Annotated in this window: 14 protein-coding genes and 1 pseudogene; 10 read left to right on the top strand and 5 right to left on the bottom strand. The window is 71.7% G+C overall.

The features are described 5' to 3' along the window. On the bottom strand, positions 1-735 hold the full coding sequence (locus tag ACZ38L_RS00805; protein ID WP_396560707.1) for a GntR family transcriptional regulator: 735 nt from the start codon (positions 733-735) through the stop codon (positions 1-3). A 423-nt stretch (positions 736-1,158) separates the two neighbouring features. Here ACZ38L_RS00805 and ACZ38L_RS00800 point away from each other — a divergent pair, with 423 nt between their 5' ends. The 6 genes from ACZ38L_RS00800 to ACZ38L_RS00775 are packed head-to-tail and all read left to right on the top strand — an operon-like array spanning position 1,159 to position 6,298. Continuing rightward, the gene (locus ACZ38L_RS00800) at positions 1,159-2,292 is read left to right on the top strand and encodes an ABC transporter substrate-binding protein (RefSeq protein ID WP_465688019.1); all 1,134 of its coding nucleotides are present in this window, start codon (positions 1,159-1,161) and stop codon (positions 2,290-2,292) included. Between the two features lie 8 nt (positions 2,293-2,300). Continuing rightward, positions 2,301-3,299 (top strand): ABC transporter permease, encoded by a 999-nt coding sequence (locus ACZ38L_RS00795; RefSeq protein ID WP_465687871.1) that lies wholly within the window; start codon positions 2,301-2,303, stop codon positions 3,297-3,299. After that, positions 3,287-4,141 carry an ABC transporter permease gene (locus tag ACZ38L_RS00790; RefSeq protein ID WP_396560254.1) on the top strand — a complete coding sequence of 285 codons (855 nt, stop codon included), beginning with the start codon at positions 3,287-3,289 and terminating at the stop codon, positions 4,139-4,141. Before ACZ38L_RS00795 ends, ACZ38L_RS00790 begins: the two co-directional genes overlap by 13 nt. A gap of 38 nt (positions 4,142-4,179) precedes the next feature. Next, positions 4,180-5,274, top strand: coding sequence for an ABC transporter ATP-binding protein (locus ACZ38L_RS00785; protein WP_465687869.1), 1,095 nt, complete (start codon positions 4,180-4,182; stop codon positions 5,272-5,274). An 8-nt stretch (positions 5,275-5,282) separates the two neighbouring features. Continuing rightward, a complete protein-coding gene (locus tag ACZ38L_RS00780) occupies positions 5,283-5,972 on the top strand; it encodes an HAD family hydrolase (protein WP_465687868.1) in 690 nt (229 codons plus the stop codon). Positions 5,973-5,977: 5 nt separating this feature from the next. Then, a complete protein-coding gene (locus tag ACZ38L_RS00775; protein ID WP_465687867.1) occupies positions 5,978-6,298 on the top strand; it encodes a DMT family transporter in 321 nt (106 codons plus the stop codon). Positions 6,299-6,496: 198 nt separating this feature from the next. Here the strand turns inward: ACZ38L_RS00775 and ACZ38L_RS00770 are convergent, their stop codons facing one another. Continuing rightward, positions 6,497-7,747 (bottom strand): tetratricopeptide repeat protein, encoded by a 1,251-nt coding sequence (locus ACZ38L_RS00770; protein WP_465687866.1) that lies wholly within the window; start codon positions 7,745-7,747, stop codon positions 6,497-6,499. 141 nt (positions 7,748-7,888) lie between these two features. Next, positions 7,889-8,276 (bottom strand): annotated as a pseudogene (locus ACZ38L_RS00765) (VOC family protein). 199 nt (positions 8,277-8,475) lie between these two features. Between ACZ38L_RS00765 and ACZ38L_RS00760 the strand changes: the two are divergent. Continuing rightward, on the top strand, positions 8,476-9,918 hold the full coding sequence (locus tag ACZ38L_RS00760) for an endonuclease/exonuclease/phosphatase family protein (protein ID WP_465687864.1): 1,443 nt from the start codon (positions 8,476-8,478) through the stop codon (positions 9,916-9,918). An 11-nt stretch (positions 9,919-9,929) separates the two neighbouring features. Further along, positions 9,930-11,927: a phosphocholine-specific phospholipase C gene (locus tag ACZ38L_RS00755; RefSeq protein WP_465687862.1), complete on the top strand. Its 1,998-nt coding sequence runs from the start codon at positions 9,930-9,932 to the stop codon at positions 11,925-11,927. 89 nt (positions 11,928-12,016) lie between these two features. Here ACZ38L_RS00755 and ACZ38L_RS00750 read toward each other — a convergent pair whose 3' ends face one another. Continuing rightward, the gene (locus ACZ38L_RS00750; RefSeq protein ID WP_465687860.1) at positions 12,017-12,580 is read right to left on the bottom strand and encodes a hypothetical protein; all 564 of its coding nucleotides are present in this window, start codon (positions 12,578-12,580) and stop codon (positions 12,017-12,019) included. A gap of 113 nt (positions 12,581-12,693) precedes the next feature. On the opposite strand from ACZ38L_RS00750, the gene ACZ38L_RS00745 reads away from it, so the two are divergent. Together ACZ38L_RS00745 and ACZ38L_RS00740 are read left to right on the top strand one after the other, a co-directional pair. Continuing rightward, the gene (locus tag ACZ38L_RS00745) at positions 12,694-13,215 is read left to right on the top strand and encodes a PadR family transcriptional regulator (RefSeq protein WP_465687858.1); all 522 of its coding nucleotides are present in this window, start codon (positions 12,694-12,696) and stop codon (positions 13,213-13,215) included. A gap of 122 nt (positions 13,216-13,337) precedes the next feature. Beyond that, positions 13,338-14,120, top strand: coding sequence for a phosphotransferase (locus ACZ38L_RS00740; protein WP_465687856.1), 783 nt, complete (start codon positions 13,338-13,340; stop codon positions 14,118-14,120). 199 nt (positions 14,121-14,319) lie between these two features. Here the strand turns inward: ACZ38L_RS00740 and ACZ38L_RS00735 are convergent, their stop codons facing one another. Continuing rightward, complete coding sequence (locus tag ACZ38L_RS00735; RefSeq protein ID WP_465687854.1) at positions 14,320-16,296, bottom strand: eCIS core domain-containing protein; 1,977 nt, start codon at positions 16,294-16,296, stop codon at positions 14,320-14,322. Between the last annotated feature and the right edge of the window lie 224 nt (positions 16,297-16,520).

The raw sequence follows: 16,520 nt of genomic DNA, 5'->3' as shown, positions 1-16,520 counted from the left end.
TCAGTCCTCTTCCCGCGCGTGCCGCGAGAGCGCCGAGGTGGCGAGCGAGTTGTGCACGCTGAAGGCCACCGTGCCGGGGAGGTAGCGGTCCTGCGACCACTCCACCGGGCGGCCGGTCGGGTCGGTGGTGCGCCGCCGCTCACGCAGCAGCGGCGCACCGCGCCGGCAGCCCAGCAGCTTGGCGTCCTCGGCGTTGGCGCTCACCACGTCGATGGTGTGGTCGGCGTCGGTGAACAGGATGCCGTGCTCCCGCAGCTGCTCGGTGTGCGAGACCACGTCCGGCGGCAACTGGGCCACCAGCGCGCCGACGTGGAACGGGTAGACGGTCCGCTCGACCATCACCGGGGTGCCCGAGAGGGTGCGCAGCCGGAGCGTCACGTACACCTCGGCGCCCGGCTCCAGTCGCAGCTGCTCGCACTCGGCGGCGTCGGCCGGGCGGCGGACCAGCGACTCCAGTCGGCCGCCCGGTTCCTCGCCCATCGAGCGCGCCCAGTGGGTGAAGCTCAGCAGCTCGGAGAAGCTCTGCACCCGGGCGTTGCCCAGCACCACCCGGCGGGTGCCGCGGCGCGAGGTGACCAGGCCGTCCGCGCGCAGCACGGCCAGCGCCTGCCGCACGGTGCCGCGTGACACGCCGTAGCGCTCGGCCAGCGCGCCCTCGGCGGGCAGCCGGCCGGCCTCGCCGTACGCGCCGGTCGTGATCGCCTCGCGCAGGTCGGCGGCGACCCGCCGGTACAGCGCACCGCCGTCCGCCGCGGCACCGGCGGGCGTGGCACCGCCCGCCCCGGGGGCGTCGTTCTCCGTCAAGGTGGTTCCCACCGGTCCCTCCCACGTCGGGTGTCCTGCGCGCGGATCGGAGCCGAGGACGCTCCGACCATAGCGGCTCCCCGCGAACGGTTCGCGCACCACATGGGCCGGTTTCCACCATCCGGACTCGACCGTTCCCGCAGCCGACCCCTGTTCTGGGCCGCCCGTTAACCTCCGCGTCACCAAGGTCCGGCGTACTTGCACCCGTCGGACGAAGTTGGCTGACCAACTTGGCCAATCCGCTCCGACCACACCCCACCTCAGACGGTTCCCCCGCACCTTGCCCGTGCGACCCTGCCGCACCTCGATCCAGGAGATCCTCCCGTGACCGTGCACCGTGCCCGCACTGCCGCCATGGCGGCCGTGCTGACCGCCGCCGCGCTCTCCCTCACCGCCTGCGGTTCCGCAAGCTCCTCCTCCAGCTCCAGCGGCTCGGGCGGCAGCAGCGCCGCCACCGCCACCTCCGCGGCCGCCTTCGGCGGCATGGACGCGCTGGTCGCCGCCGCGAAGAAGGAGGGGAACCTGCACGTCATCACCCTCCCCCGGGACTGGGCCAACTACGGCGCCCTGATGGACGGCTTCACGGCGAAGTACGGCATCAAGATCGAGGACGAGAACCCGGACGGTTCCAGCCAGGACGAGATCAACGCGATCACCTCGCGCAAGGGCCAGGACCGCGCCCCCGACGTGGTGGACCTCGGCAGCGCCTTCGCGATCAGCGCCTCCGCGCAGGGCCTGCTGGCCCCCTACAAGGTCGCCGACTTCGACCAGATCCCGGCCTCCATGAAGGACGCCACCAACGCCACGTACTACAACGACTACGGCGGCTACATGTCGATCGGCTGCGACGCCAAGAAGGTCGCGGTCTGCCCGAAGACCTTCGCCGACCTGCTGAACCCCATGTACAAGGGCATGGTCGCGCTGAACGGCGACCCGACCAAGGCCGGTGCCGCCTTCGGCGCCGTCTACGCGGCCGCGCTCGCCAACGGCGGTTCGCTGGACAACATCCAGCCCGGCATCGACTTCTTCGGCAAGCTGAAGCAGATCGGCAACTTCAACCCGGTCGAGACCACCCCGGCGACCATCCAGAAGGGCGAGACCCCGATCTCGGTCGACTGGTCCTACCTGAACGCCGGCTACACCGACCAGTTCGCCTCGCAGGGCATCCAGTGGCAGGTGTCGATCCCCTCGGACGGCAGCTACGCCCAGTACTACAACCAGGCGATCAACAAGTACGCGCCGCACCCGGCCGCCGCCCGGCTGTGGGAGGAGTACCTCTACAGCGCCGAGGGCCAGAACGGCTTCCTCAAGGGCTACGCCACCCCGGCCCTGTACGACAGCATGAAGACCGCCGGCACCCTGGACCCGACCCTGGTCGCCAAGCTGCCGGTCGTCACCAAGCCGTTCACCACCTTCCCGACCGAGGCCCAGACGGACGCGGCGAAGAAGGTCGTGACCGAGAACTGGGCCAAGGCGATCGGCGGCTGACGAACACCATGAACGACGCGGCTCCCACCCCGGTGCCGTCCCCCGTCGCCACTGGGACCCTCAGTGGCGGCGCGGGGGCCGTCAGCACCGCGCTCCCCTCCCCCACTCCGGCCGGTCCGGCCGGCCAGACCGGCCGGAGCGCCGCCAAGCGGCCCGGCCGCGGCCGGCGCGGCGGTGCCTGGCTGGCCACCGTCCCGCTGCTGGTCTTCTTCGCGATCGGCTTCGGTCTGCCGGCCATCGCGATCGCCATCGGCGCGTTCACCACCTCCAGCGACGCGCCCGGCGGCGGTGGCGCCTTCACCACCGCCAACCTCACCGACTCGCTCCAGGGTGCCTACCTGACGGCCCTGCTCGGCAGCGTCAAGCTCTCCGCGCTGACCGCCCTGATCGGCACCGTGATCGGCCTGCCGCTCGCCCAGGCGGTGGTCACCTCCCGCTTCCGGCTGTTCCGCGAGGCGGTGCTCTCCGGCTCCGGCGTGCTGGCCAACTTCGGCGGCGTGCCGCTGGCCTTCATGTTCGTCGCCACCCTCGGCAACGCCGGTGAGGTGACCCAGAAGTTCCACCTCACCCAGCACGGCTGGAGCCTGTACACCTTCACCGGGCTCTCGGTGGTCTACCTGTACTTCCTGGTCCCGCTGATGATCCTGACCATCACCCCGGCCCTGGAGGGCCTGCGGGTGCAGTGGCGCGAGGCCGCCGCCAACAACGGCGCCACCACGCTGCAGTACTGGCGCCACGTCGCGCTGCCGATCCTGCTGCCCTCGCTGCTGGGCGGCTTCGTGCTGCTGTTCGGCTCGGCCTTCGCCGCCTACGCCACCGCCGCCGCGATGGTGGGCGCCTCGGTGCCGCTGATCAGCATGCAGATCGCCAACGCGCTCTCCGGCAACGTGCTGGTCGGCCAGGGCAACCTGGCCCTCGCGCTCGGTCTCGACATGATCGTGGTCGCCTGCCTGGTCATGGCGATCTACCTCCCCCTCCAGCGCCGGAGTGCCAAGTGGCTCAGCTGACCTCCCGCCCGACCACCCGGTCCCGGTTCGGCCGGCCGCGCCTGGGGCGCGGCGCGGTCCTGCTGGTCGGCGCCGTCTACTTCCTGGTGCCGCTGGCCGCCTCGGTGCTGTTCAGCGTCGACAACCCGATGACGCACACGATCAGCCTGCGCGCCTACACCCAGCTGCTGGGTGCCCCGGGCTTCCTGCCCGCGCTGCAGCTCAGCCTGGAGCTGGCCGTCGCCACCGTGGCGGTGCTGCTGCTCCTGCTGGTGCCGGCGATGATCGCGGTCAAGCTCGGTGCGCCCCGGCTGGGCCCGGTGATCGAGTTCGTCTGCTCGATGCCGCTGGTCGTCCCGGTGGTCGCGCTGACCACCGGCATCATCGGGGTGCTTCGCTGGGGTCCGGACTACCTGATGAACACGCCGTTCTTCCAGACCCTGAACGCGATCCAGAACCCCAGCTTCCCGATCGTGCTGGTGATCGCCTACGTGCTGATGGCGCTGCCGTTCGCCTACCGGTCGATCGACGCCGGGCTGCGCGGGGTGGACGTCAAGACGCTCGTCGAGGCCGCCCGCAGCTGCGGCGCGAGCTTCCCGCGCGCGGTCTTCTCGGTGGTCGTGCCCAACCTGCGCACCGCGCTGCTGAACGCCTCGGTGCTCACCGTCGCCCTGGTGCTCGGCGAGTTCACCACCGCCTCGATCCTCGGCTTCACGCCGTTCTCGGTGTGGATCAGCTCCAACGGCAAGAACGACGGCCAGATGTCGGTCGCGGTCTCTATCCTGAGCCTGCTGATCGTCTGGATCGTCCTGCTGCTCATGTCGGCCGCCGGCCGCGAGCGGCACAGCCGCAAGACCGGCTGATCCCCCAACGTTTCACCCCCATCCAGGAGTTCACCGCCATGACCACCTCCCAGCTCACCGCCCCGGCCGGCGGCTCGCCGCTCCACCCGGGCAGCGCGACCGTCGAATTCCGTTCGCTGCGGCGGACGTTCGGCAGCACCACGGCGCTCGACGGCCTCGACCTGACCGTGCGACCGGGCGAGCTGCTCGCCCTGCTCGGCCCGTCCGGCTGCGGCAAGACCACCGCGCTGCGGATCCTGGCCGGCTTCGAGACGCACGACTCGGGTGAGGTCCTGGTCGACGGGGAGGACGTCACCCGGACCCCGGCGCACAAGCGCGACGCGGGCATGGTGTTCCAGTCCTACAGCCTCTTCCCGCACCTCAGCGCCGTCGACAATGTCGCGTTCGGGCTGCGGATGCGCGGCCAGGGCAAGGCCGAACGGCGCACCCGCGCGCTGGAGTTGCTGGAGCTGGTCGGCCTCGGACAGCGCGCCGAGCACTTCCCGCACCAGATGTCCGGCGGCCAGCAGCAGCGCGTCGCGCTGGCCCGCGCGCTGGCCCTGCAGCCGCGGGTGCTGCTGCTCGACGAGCCGCTCTCCGCGCTGGACGCCAAGGTCCGGCTCACCCTGCGCGAGGAGATCCGGCGACTGCAGCAGGAGCTCGGCATCACCACCCTGTTCGTGACGCACGACCAGGAGGAGGCGCTGTCGATGGCCGACCGGGTCGCGGTGCTGCGGGCCGGGCGCCTGGAGCAGTGCGCCACGCCGTCCGAGCTCTACGCCCGCCCGGCCACCGCGTTCGTCGCGGAGTTCGTCGGCACGATGAGCCGGATCCCGGCCGTCCGCGCCGCCGAGGGCGTCGAGGTGCTCGGCCGCCGGCACGCGGTGGACGGCGAGCTGCCGGCCGACGGCGCGCTGGACGTGCTGGTCCGCCCGGAGAACGTCGGCCTGACCCCCGGCGGCTCCGCCGTGGTCACCGGCGCCAGCTTCCTCGGCGCGGTGACCCGGCTCACCGTCACCCTCCCCGACGGCACCCAGGTCAAGGCCGACCTGCCGACCGACGAGGCCGCCCTGCTGCCGGTCGGCGGCACGGCCGAGGTCACCCTGCCCGACCGTCCGGTCCTGGTGGACCGCCGCGTCACGGCCGGGCAGTGATACGGCTGATGACCTTTCCCATCCTCCCCTCCGCCGTCCTGTTCGACATGGACGGCACCCTGGTCGACACCGAGCACCTGTGGTGGCAGGCCACCGCCGAGGTGGCGGCCGAACTCGGCTACCAGCTGGGCGAGTCGGACCTCCCCGAGGTGCTCGGGCAGGCCGTCGAACACACCGCGGCGCACCTGGACCGGGTGGTGCCGGGCTCCCCGGGCACCGGCGAACTCGCCGACCGGCTGGGCGAGTTGTTCCTCTCCCGGGTCGCCACCCAGGTGGTGCCGCGACCCGGCGCGCTCGACCTGCTGAGCGCGCTGCGGGACGCCGCGGTGCCCACCGCGCTGGTCTCCGCCTCGCCGCGCGAGGTGGTCGACCTGGTGCTGGGCACCCTGGGCCGCGAGTGGTTCACGGTGACGCTGGCCGCCGAGGACACCGCACGCACCAAGCCCGAGCCCGACCCGTACCTGGCCGCCGCCGCCCGCCTCGGCCTGGACCCGGCGGTGTGCGTCGCGGTCGAGGACACCCCGACCGGCGTCGCCTCCGCCCACGCGGCCGGGTGCGCCGTGCTCGCGGTGCCGTCCACCGTGCCGATCGCCGCGGCGCCGCGGGTGACGCTGCTGGACAGCCTGGTCCACGCGGACCTGACGCTGCTGGGCAGCCTCACCCTCGCCGACCCGACCCTCGCCGGCCCAGCAGAATAGCCACCATGCCCTATCTCCTGCTCGCCCTCGCCATCGCAAGTGAGGTCTGCGCCACCAGCTGCCTCAAACTGACCGACGGATTCAGCCGGCTGTGGCCGAGCGTGGGGGTGGGGATCGGCTACGTGCTGTCCTTCCTGCTGCTCGGCCAGGCCCTGAAGCACATCCCGGTCTCGGTCGCCTACGCGGTCTGGTCCGGCGCGGGCACGGCGGCGGTCGCCGCGATAGGCGTCGCCGCGTTCGGCGAGCACCTGGGCAAACCGCAGCTGATCGGGATAGCGCTGATCATCGCGGGCGTGATCCTGCTGAACCTGCGCTCCTCGCACTGAGACCCCGTTGCCCGGTGAGCCGGCCCCCGCACGCCCGCGGGGGCCGGCTCACGGCGTCGTACCGGCTCACCGCGGTGCACCAGCCGATGACGCGGGCCACCGGTTCGGGCCGCCAATCGACGCACGCCACCTCGGCGCCACCGGGGTGCCGGGCGTAGCGGTAGCGCCCGGATCGCCCGCGGGCCCGGGACCGGTCGCTCAGGCGAAGCGGGAGCTGGGGACCGGGCCGGCGGAGCGGACGCGGTCGCGGGGGCCGGTGAGCCAGCTGCCACGGACCCGGGCGGCGAACGAGGTGAGCAGCTCGTCGGGGTCGGCGGGGGTACCGCCGTCGCCGGGATCCGGCTCGACGGAGGCGGTGGAGATCGCCTCGGCGAGGTCCTCGGGAGAGCGGTCGTCCGCCGGCTTCGGGTCGGCGGTGAAGGGCGGGCCGGGCTCCCACGGCGCGATCACGGTCTGCACCAACAGGGTGGAGACGTCGGCCGGGACGACCGGGGGCGCGGTCCAGCACGTCGCGTGCTCGTACAGGACCTCGCCCGGGGCGCGGTCGCGCAGCCGGCCGACCAGCTCCTGGTCGCAGGCGTTGAGGTCGTAGGCGACGACCAGCGCGTCCGGGGTACCGGGACGGTAGGGCACGGCGGGCAGGCCGAGCAGCCGGGCCGCGGCCAGGCCCAGGGCCCGGCTGCCGCGGTCCGGGAGCAGCCCGACCGAGGTGGGCCGGCGGCCGGCGGCCGTCAGCACCGCGCGCAGCCGCTCCAGGCCGTACCGGCACGAGTCGAAGCTGTCCTGGAGGAAGGCCCAGCGACCGGTCATGCCCTGCTGGAAGCCGAACGGCGACAGGGTGGTGAGCAGGCCACCGGTGAGCGTGAAGTGCCAGCCGCGCAAGTCGGTCCGGTCGACCGGGGCGGCGTCCGTCGCGCGCGCGAGGATGCGGCGGATCCGGTCGGCGGCCGGCGCCCAGTTCTCGTCGGGTGCGGTGAGGGTGCCGAAGACCTGCCGGGCGAGGTCCAGCCGGCCGTTCATCAGCGCGTTGTGGACCAGGAGATAGCGGTCCGGCCAGTCGGCCGTCCGGCTCTCGTGCTCCTGGAGGAGGTCGACGGCGTCGGCGTGCCGTTCCCCGTCCTCCAGCGCGACGGCCAGCTCCAGCAGCGTCTGCCGCCCGGGGCGCAGCGCGAGGGACGCCCGGAGGGCCGGGACGGCAAGGTAGGGGACGCCGCGCTCGACGCAGGCGTACCCGAACTCGTAGAGCCGCGTGGCGTCCTCGGGGTGGGCGGCGAGCGCGGCCGAGGCCTCGGCCAGGTCGTCGAAGCCGGCTCCCCGGGCGAGCTTCTCCACCAGCGGCGCGACCTCGGCGGACGGCAGGGCGTCCGCCGCGATCCGCAGGGTCCGCATCGCGCCCTGCGGATCGCCGGCGTCGAAGAGCTCCCAGGCCCTGGCCAGCTCGGTGTTCATGGTTTCCCCCTCCTGGGACGGTCGCGAGCACCGCGTGTCAGGTGATCATGGAGGGCCGTCCGGGGCGCCGGCAAGCCGGTTTCCCGGGGAGGACCGACCGGTCCATGGACGCCGCCCACCATCCGCCGGTCGGTCCGAGCACTACTCCCGTTCCGCCGCGCTGCGTTCGACGCGGAACTCGTTGCCCTCGGGGTCGAGGAGCAGGGCCCAGCCGGTGCCGTCGGGGCGGCGGTGGTCGGTGTGGAGGGTGGCGCCGAGGGTGAGCAGGCGGTCGACCTCGGCCTCGCGGGGGGTGGTCGGTGGGCTGGAGGTCGAGGTGGAGGCGGTTCTTGACGGCCTTGCCCTCGGGGACGGGGATGAAGAGCAGTCGTGGGCCGCCGCTGCCGGGTGGTGGGGTGACGGCGAACTCGGGGGTGGTGGGGTCGTCGTCGTCCACGTCGACCGGCCAGCCGGTGACCTCGGACCAGAAGCCGGCCAGGGCGCGCGGGTCGTGGCAGTCGAAGGTGATGCTGCGGAGGAGGGAGGTCATGGTGGGCTCCAGGGTTACCTGGGGGTGAAGGTCCTTGACCATCCTGGCGGCCGTCACCCACCGGCGGCCCGGTTTGGCCGATTTCCGCCCTTCCGTCATATCGAGTTCATGTGCGATCCGTCGCGGAAGTTGGCCAGTCCATTGCAGAGTTGTCCAGCCAACTGACCCTCACTCAGCCCCACCGGCGGACAGGACACCCGTGGCCACAGGCAGCTCGATCTCCCTGAGCACCCCGACCACTCCCACCGAAGGCGACAAGCTCACCTTCCAGTGGACCACCGACGCACCGGACCCCAAGAACTGGATCGGCATCTACGACGGCACCCGCCAGCCGGGCAACGGGTCCTCCCTCCTCTGGCAGTACACCCCGGGCACCTCCGGCAGCCTCACCCTGGACACCTCGGCGCTCACCGGCGGCCCGTACACCGCGTACCTGCTGGCCAAGGACGGCTACGGCATCCTCGCCCAGACCGCGCCGTTCAGCTTCACCCCCAGGCCCGCGATCGTCCCGCCGCACAGCGCGGTGGACGCGCTGACCGCCACCCCGGTCGCGCCCGGCGCTGCGGTCAGCGTGAAGCTCGCCGGCCTGTGGTGCCGCCCGGCCGGCAACCCGGCGGGCAGCCCGAGCTTCCGCCGGGCGCCGGGCATCGGCGACTCCTGGCTGTCGGTCAGCGCGGACGGCACGGTCACGGGCACCGCGCCGGGACGCCCGCTGAACCGCCCGGCGCTGATCGCGGTCGCCGTCAAGGACAGCACCGGCGCCACCGACACCGTCACGGTCCAGATCCCGGTGGTCGACCCGGCGAAGGCCAAGCCGCGCCTCAAGGTGGCGAGTTGGAACCTCTGGGACGCCGGCACCCACACCACCGACGGCTTCGAGAAGCAGCTGCGGGTGATCCTCACCCAGGGCTGGGACGTGGTCGGTCTGCAGGAGACGGCCGGCACCAACGCCCAGGCGCTGGCCACCGCGCTCGGCTGGTACGCCTACCAGAGCCCGGGCAGCGTCGGCCTGCTGAGCCGCTACCCGCTCACGGACGTGACGCCGGCGACGGCCGCGCTGCCCGCCGCCGGAGCCACCGTGCAGCTGCCGGGCGGCCACCCGGTCCGGGTCTGGACGGCCCACCTGGACGAGAACTCCTACGGCCCGTACGCCGTCCAGGACGGCCAGAGCGCCGCCCAGGTGACCGCCGGCGAGACCGCCTCGGTCCGTTACCAGCAGGCACGGCGGCTGCTCTCGGCGATGGCGGCCGACCTGGTCGGCGTCGTCCCGGTGGTGCTGGCCGCCGAGCTCTCCTCCCCCTCGCACCTGGACTGGACGCCCGCCACCGCCGCCTCGCACGACGGCGCCGTGCTCGCCTGGCCGGTCACGGTGGCCGTGGAGGCCGCCGGCCTGACCGACGCGTTCCGCGAGGACCACCCGGATCCGGCCGAGCTCCCGGGCAACACCTGGTCGCCGACCCGCAAACAGCGCGGTGCCAAGCCCGAGCCACAGGACCGGATCGACTACGTCCAGTACGCCGGCCGCCTCTCGATGCAGGAGGCGCACACCATCGCCACCGGCTGGCCCGCGCCCGATCCGAACACCGCCGGCAACGGCTGGCCCTCGGACACCGCCGCCGCCGTCGCCACCTTCGCGCTCTGAAAGGTCCCGCCATGTCCGAGCTCAACCGCCGTACCCTGATGGGCGCCGCGGCCGCGGTCGGTGCCGCCGCCGTGGTCGGCCTGCCCACCGCGGCCCAGGCCGCCGCCCCCGCCACCGCGCAGCCCGACAGCCGGTCCAGGACCAAGCACAAGGGCGACATATCCGACGTCAAGCACGTGGTGATCCTGATGCAGGAGAACCGCAGCTTCGACCACTACTTCGGCACCCTCAACGGCGTCCGCGGCTTCGACGACAAGCAGGCGCTGCGGTTCCCGGGCGGCGACAGCGTGTTCCGCCAGCCGGACGCCGGCCGCAGCGACGGTGGCGTGATGCTGCCGTACCGGATGGACACCAGCAGGTACAACGCGCAGAACGCCGCCGGCCTGGCCCACGACTGGGCGACCAGCCACCAGGCGATCAACGACGGCGCGCTGAACAAGTGGGTGGCCGCCAAGGGCGAGCGCACCATGGGCTACTTCACCCGCGACGACATCCCCTACCAGTACGCGCTGGCCGACGCGTTCACCCTGTGCGACGCGTACTTCTGCTCACTGGCCGGCCCCACCGACCCCAACCGGCTCTACCTGTGGACCGGCACCTCCGGCCCGGGCGTGGACGGCACCACCGGCCCGTGGATCGACAACACCCCGGTCACCCAGAACCCGGTGGCCGACTGGACCACCTACGCCGAGCGGCTGGAGGCGGCCGGGATCAGCTGGCGGGTCTACCACAACCCGAGCGAGGACGACCGCACCGGCGACTACGACGACAACGCCCTGTCGTACTTCAAGCAGTTCCACGAGTTCCCCACCGACGACCCGCGTTACGTCAACGCGATGACCAAGTTCGACCTCACCGCCTTCGACCAGCACTGCAAGGACGGCAGCCTGCCCACGGTCTCCTGGCTGGTCGCTCCCTACCTGTTCTGCGAACACCCCAACGCCAGCCCGGACTACGGCGCCTGGTGGGTCAACTCCGCGCTGCAGTCGCTGATGTCGAACCCGGACGTCTGGGAGCACACCGTGTTCCTGGTGATGTACGACGAGAACGACGGCTACTTCGACCACGTGGTCCCGCCCACCCCGGAGCCGGGCACCGCCCACGAGTTCACCCAGGGCCGGGCGATCGGCCTGGGCAACCGGGTACCGCTCTGGGTGGCCTCGCCCTGGTCGCGCGGCGGCTGGGTCAACTCGCAGGTGTTCGACCACACCTCGGTGCTGCGCTTCCTGGAGGTGGTGACCGGCGTGCACGAGCCCAACATCTCCGACTGGCGGCGCACCGTCTGCGGCGACCTCACCAGCTGCTTCGACTTCCGCAAGCCGGACTACTCGATTCCCCGACTGCCTGACACCAACGCGCTGATGGCCAAGGCGGACGCGGCCGCCTCGCTGCCGCCGGTCGCGCTGCCGGCGCTCGGCGCCCAGTCGATGCCGAGCCAGGAGCGCGGCACCCGCCCGCACCGCCCGCTGCCGTACCGCCCGTGGGCCGACGTCGACGTGGACCGGGAGACCGGGAAGGTCACCTGCACGATGACCAACTTCGGCACGGTGGGCTTCAGCTTCACCGTCTACCCGAACATCGTGCAGCCGTTCGCGGGCACCCCGTTCACCGTCGCGGCGGGGAAGAGCGCGAGCTACGTCTGGGACGCCTCGACCACCGACGGCCGGTACGACTTCACCGTGCACGGCGCGGACGGCTTCGTGACCCGGTTCGCCGGGACGGTGATCCGCGCGGAGCAGGAGGACGTGCCCGTCCCGATCGTCTCCGCCGACCTGCGCGACCCCAAGCTGATCCGCCTGGAGTGCACCAACGACGGTGAGGGGGCGGTGAGTTTCACCGCCACCGCGAACGACTTCGGCGGCGGCCCGAAGACCGTCTGGGTGGACGCCGGCCGGACCGCGACCATCGACTGGCCGCTCGACGGCGACGGACGCTACGACGTCACGGTCACCGCCGGCACCGGGACGCGGTTCGCCCAGCGGTACGCGGGGACCGCGCACCAGGTCTGACATCGCACGTCGGGCACCCGTGAGAGCTCGGACGACCGGGCTCTCACGGGTTCGTGGTGCCCCCCGGCACCACGTGTCACGTGGACGCGCTACGAGACCTGGCCCGCCGCCGCCCGGTCCGCGGCGGCCTGGGCGTGCGCGGTGTACTTGCCCGTGAAGACGAACGGGACCACGAAGGCGAGCACCTGCACGGCGGTGAGCGCCGTGGCGTTGGAGTGGGCGCAGCCGACGATCAGGGCGCAACCGGTCGCCGAGGCGGCGAAGGCGGCGGCCCACACGCTGGTCAGGACCTTGTTGACGTGGATGAAGCGCGGCGCGTTCCAGAACTCCTCGGGAACCTGGGTGCGCGCGATGGCGAGCGTGAAGGGCCGGCCGACGGCGAGCGAGCCGAACGCCACGACCGCCAGCGTCCCGTTGGACAGGGCGCAGAGCCACCGGTGCAGACCCGACGTCGGATCGGCCACCGCGATCACGGCCATCACCACGAAGAAGACGCAGGTGGCGCTGGACAGCAGGTCGGCGCCGTGTTGGCGCACCTGGTTGACGAGCAGGACGACGGCGATGGCCGCCGCCGCGCACATCCCCAGCCGCCAGTTGAAGGCGCTCAGCGCCGCGTAGCAGATCCAGGGCGCGAAGCCGCGGACGTAGTTCACCTGAGTGATCTCCTTCGGAGACGTACGACATTCCAAACTTGGACGGTCATAGAATGACCGGTCAGAGCGAATCTGTCCAGGCTGACCTGTCGACTTGGTAGTAGAGTGAACGCATGAGCCTGCGCCACGCCGTCCTGGGCCTACTGGCCGAGACCCCCAGCAGCGGATACGACCTGCTCAAGCGGTTCGAGACCTCGCTCGCCATGGTCTGGCCCGCGAAACAGAGCCAGGTCTACGGCGAGCTCGCCAGACTCAGCGAGGCCGGCCTGATCGAGGTCACCGGCACCGGCGCCCGCAACCGCCGCGAGTACGGCATCACCGACACCGGGCGGGCCGAGCTGCAACGGTGGCTGACCGAGTCCGGCGGCGACAGCGCCTACCGCAGCGCCGCCCTCCTGCGCGTCTTCTTCCTGTGGACACTGCCTCGCGAGGAAGGTGCCGCCTACCTGAAGGAGTTCGCCCGCCGCAACCAGGACCGGCACACCTTCCTGGAGAGCCTGCGCGACGGGGCGGAGTGGGCCGGCGACCCGGCCCAGGTCTGCGAGTGGCTGGCCCTGGAGTTCGGGATCCGCAGCTCCCAGACGGCCGGGCAGTGGGCGGACTGGGCGGCCGGGAAGCTGACCGAGCACCTGTAGGCCGAGCGGGATCGTCGACGAGCACGGCCGCCCCGCCGCGGGACCGGCCGGCGGGGGTTTGCGGTGCCGGGCCGGAAACAAAACCCGCGACACCTCGGACGATCGTCTGTAGGCTCCCCGCCGTGATCCAGGACGGTGAGTCGATGCGGGGCGGCCTCTCGGTGGTGCGCCGTGAAGGCGAGACCATCCGCCGGCCCTGGCGCGTGTGGACCCCCGCGGTGCACGAACTGCTCCGCCACCTGGAACGGGTCGGATTCCCCGGCGCGCCGCGCGTCCTGGGCACCGGCCCCGACGGGGGCGAGGAGGTGGTGTCGCTGTTGCACGGCGAGGTCGGGCTGTACCCGTGGCCGCGAGCACTCCTCGCGGACGAGGGCGTGACCGCGCTCGGACGGTGGCTGCGCGACTACCACGAGGCGGTACGCGACTTCCGGCCCTCGCCGCGGGCCGTGTGGTGCGACGGCGGCGCCCACTGGCGTCCCGGTCTGATCATGCGTCATGGAGACCTCACCAGCTGGAACTCGGTCTGGGCGGACGACCGGCTGGTGGGTTTCATCGACTGGGATCTGGCCGTTCCCGGCGAGGCCCTGGAGGATCTCGCGCAACTGGCCTGGTACGGCGTGCCGCTACGGCTTCCCGAGCGCCAGCGCAGGGTCGGCTACGGCGAGGCCGGCGCACCGCTCGCGCGACGGCTCCAACTGCTGTGCGCCGCCTACGGCGCGGACCCGGCCGACGTCCTCGACGCGCTGGCGCGGCTGCAACGTGACGAGGCCGAGCGGATCGCGCGCCTGGGCGTACTCGGCGAGGACCCCTGGGCCTCGTTCCTGCGGCAGGACTTCGTCCCGGAGATCGAGGAGGAACGCGCCTGGGCACTGGCGCGGCGCGAGGAGCTCCTCGGCCACGTGTAGCGGTCCGTCGAGTCACGAGTTCGTGGTCCGACAGCGCACGGCGACCGGACGCGACGCCCTCGACCCACGACGCCCGCTGACCGTCCTCGGCCTCACGTGATCACGAACCGGACGTCACGCGACTCCACCGAAGCCTTGGCTGCGGGGGCTTGGAGCATCTCTTGATCACGGAAGTGGCACCTGATGAGAGGGGGCGGGATCAGCCGTCGTAGTCCGCGTCGGTGTTGTTGGAGAGACTGCCTTGAAGCAGCGGGGCGGGGCTCAGCTGCCAGGCGCCGGTCTGCGGGTTCCGGCGGTACTCCTGGACCAGGTAGCTCAGTGCGTCCGGTACGTCTTCGAATCCGAACTGATCGCCGTTGCCCAGCATCTGCACCTCGAACCGCAGGACCCTCCCCTCTTCGAGCACCATGCGCTTGACGTGGCTCTCGACGTCCCGCTCGAACCGCTGGTTGAGGCTGTTGCTCATGGGGACGAGATTGCGCGGTTCAGCGGGGCCGTGGAGATGGTGGTTGAGGAGGTGGCCGCGAATGGCGCCGAGTCCCCAGGCACCGCCCTCCGGTTCGAAGCCTGTCTGCCCGGCTGGTGGCAGCAGGGTGAGCGGGTTGGCGACCATCGAGCTGCCCATCTCGACGGCGACTGTGCGGCCGTCCTCGTCGACGTCGTAGAAGGCGCCGGTCGTGAACGTGACGGCCGTGCGGGGCAGATCGGCGAGTGAGGAGGCGCCGTGATGCTGGGTTTCGTACGTGCTGACGGCCCGGTGTGCCGTCTCCAGTACTTCGCTGACCACCTGTCCGTACTCTCTGGTCCAGGGGAACCTCAACTGGTTCCACAGGGTGGCGAGTCCGGGGTCGTGATTTTTCTCATCGGCGTGGTCGAAGTCGAGTGGATCGTTCGGTGCGGGAGCGTCCCCCGTCTGGTCGATCAGGTAATTCACGTTTCCGTTCTGATCGATCTCAACCTTCTGCTCGTAGCCGTCGAGCCTCCTCGTGCCGTCGTCCTCGAGCTCGATGACGTGACAAGTGATCCCCGCAGGAAGGGGATTCGCGGGGTCGCCTTCCACCTTGACCGAGTAGTGGAAGGTGCCACGATCGTTGTAGACCATTTTCTTGAGGGGTTCCTCGACCACACGGCTGTGCATGGTGTTGAGCCGCTTCGAGAATGGCGCGAGGTTCTGCGGGCTGGCCGGGCCGTGGAGGTGTGCGTTGAGGAGGTGCCCTTCCACCGCTCCACCGAGTCCGGCATAGGTGCCGGCGGTCGCGTCGGAACCAGCGGCGCCTCTCAATGTCAGTGGGTGGGCCACCACAGACGTGCCGCGGGGCACTCCCCCCGCCATCACAACTGGGCCGAACTGAACCTGGGTCTCCGGAACGTTCTCGATCTCCCCGAACCTGTTGCTGAGTGCCTGCTGCACCTCGCCCATGCCACTGCTCCAGCCGTTCGACAGCTTCTGGTAGGTCAGCAGGATCTGGTGGACGTCCACCGCGGTGAGCTGCTGCGGCTGCTGCACGGAGCTGCGCAGGGTGGCCCAGTCCCGCAGCGGAGTGGTGTCGTTGGGGGCGGGGTCGTGGCCTCGCAGGAGCTCGATGCCTGGGGCTCGTTGCACCGCGGCTGTACCGGTGCTGGGGGCACGCTGGACGTGGCTGGCGTGCCCCGCGTCCTCGGCCTGCTCGGAGATGGGGCCGGAGGGGGCGGTCACGGGACCGGACATGACCCGCTGGGCGTTCGCTTCGGCTGCGCGTTCGAAGCTGTCGGAGGGGTCGGAGACCTGAAGCCCGTCGCCGTTGTCGGTTCCGGTGACGGGGCCTTGGCGTTGTTGGATGACGTGGGTGAGTTCGTGGGCGAGGGTGTGCTTGTCGCCTCCGCCGTTGCCGATGACGACGTGATTGCCGGAAGTGTAGGCCCGGGCACCGAGTTCAGCGGCGGAGCGCTGGGCGGTGGCGCCGGTGTGGAGGCGGACGTCGGAGAAGTCCGCGCCGAGGCGGGCTTCCATCTCGTGGCGGAGCGGTGTGTCCAGGGGCTTGCCCGAGCCGCGCAGGACGTCGTGGGCGGCGGAGCGTTGGACGGGGGCCGGCTGGGCCTGGTCATGGCCGCAGCCGGAGCCGTGCTGGTGCTGGGCCTGCTGGATCAGGTGGGTCACCGCGGTGTTCCCGACGGTGCGTTGCAGGGACAGGAGCATCGCGGGTGTCAGGTGCCCCGCCGGAGCGGGGTTTTGGGCCGCTGGTGCGGCGACACGACCAGGTGGTGAGACCGGCTGCTGTTCGGCGGGGCGGTCCGGGTCGTGCGCGCGCATGGTGGGCCTTTCTCGGCCGGCAAGGGGATAAGGTTCACGTCTACCGCCGGGCACGAGTGTGCGAGAAGGTCCGCCAGGACAGGCGAAAGGGCAGAAACCGGTGTCGTCGT

It is taken from the genome of Kitasatospora sp. NPDC024654, from assembly GCF_055559155.1.
Note: the sequence above shows the minus strand (reverse complement) of the source record. Positions and strands in the feature narration are given on the sequence as shown.

Coding starts and splice junctions, on each gene's coding strand:
- ACZ38L_RS00800 (WP_465688019.1), top strand. CDS start 1,159: ATGGCGGCCGTGCTGACCGCCGCCGCGCTCTCCCTCACCGCCTGCGGT.
- ACZ38L_RS00795 (WP_465687871.1), top strand. CDS start 2,301: ATGAACGACGCGGCTCCCACCCCGGTGCCGTCCCCCGTCGCCACTGGG.
- ACZ38L_RS00785 (WP_465687869.1), top strand. CDS start 4,180: ATGACCACCTCCCAGCTCACCGCCCCGGCCGGCGGCTCGCCGCTCCAC.
- ACZ38L_RS00780 (WP_465687868.1), top strand. CDS start 5,283: ATGACCTTTCCCATCCTCCCCTCCGCCGTCCTGTTCGACATGGACGGC.
- ACZ38L_RS00775 (WP_465687867.1), top strand. CDS start 5,978: ATGCCCTATCTCCTGCTCGCCCTCGCCATCGCAAGTGAGGTCTGCGCC.
- ACZ38L_RS00770 (WP_465687866.1), bottom strand. CDS start 7,747: ATGAACACCGAGCTGGCCAGGGCCTGGGAGCTCTTCGACGCCGGCGAT.
- ACZ38L_RS00755 (WP_465687862.1), top strand. CDS start 9,930: ATGTCCGAGCTCAACCGCCGTACCCTGATGGGCGCCGCGGCCGCGGTC.
- ACZ38L_RS00745 (WP_465687858.1), top strand. CDS start 12,694: ATGAGCCTGCGCCACGCCGTCCTGGGCCTACTGGCCGAGACCCCCAGC.
- ACZ38L_RS00735 (WP_465687854.1), bottom strand. CDS start 16,296: ATGCTCCTGTCCCTGCAACGCACCGTCGGGAACACCGCGGTGACCCAC.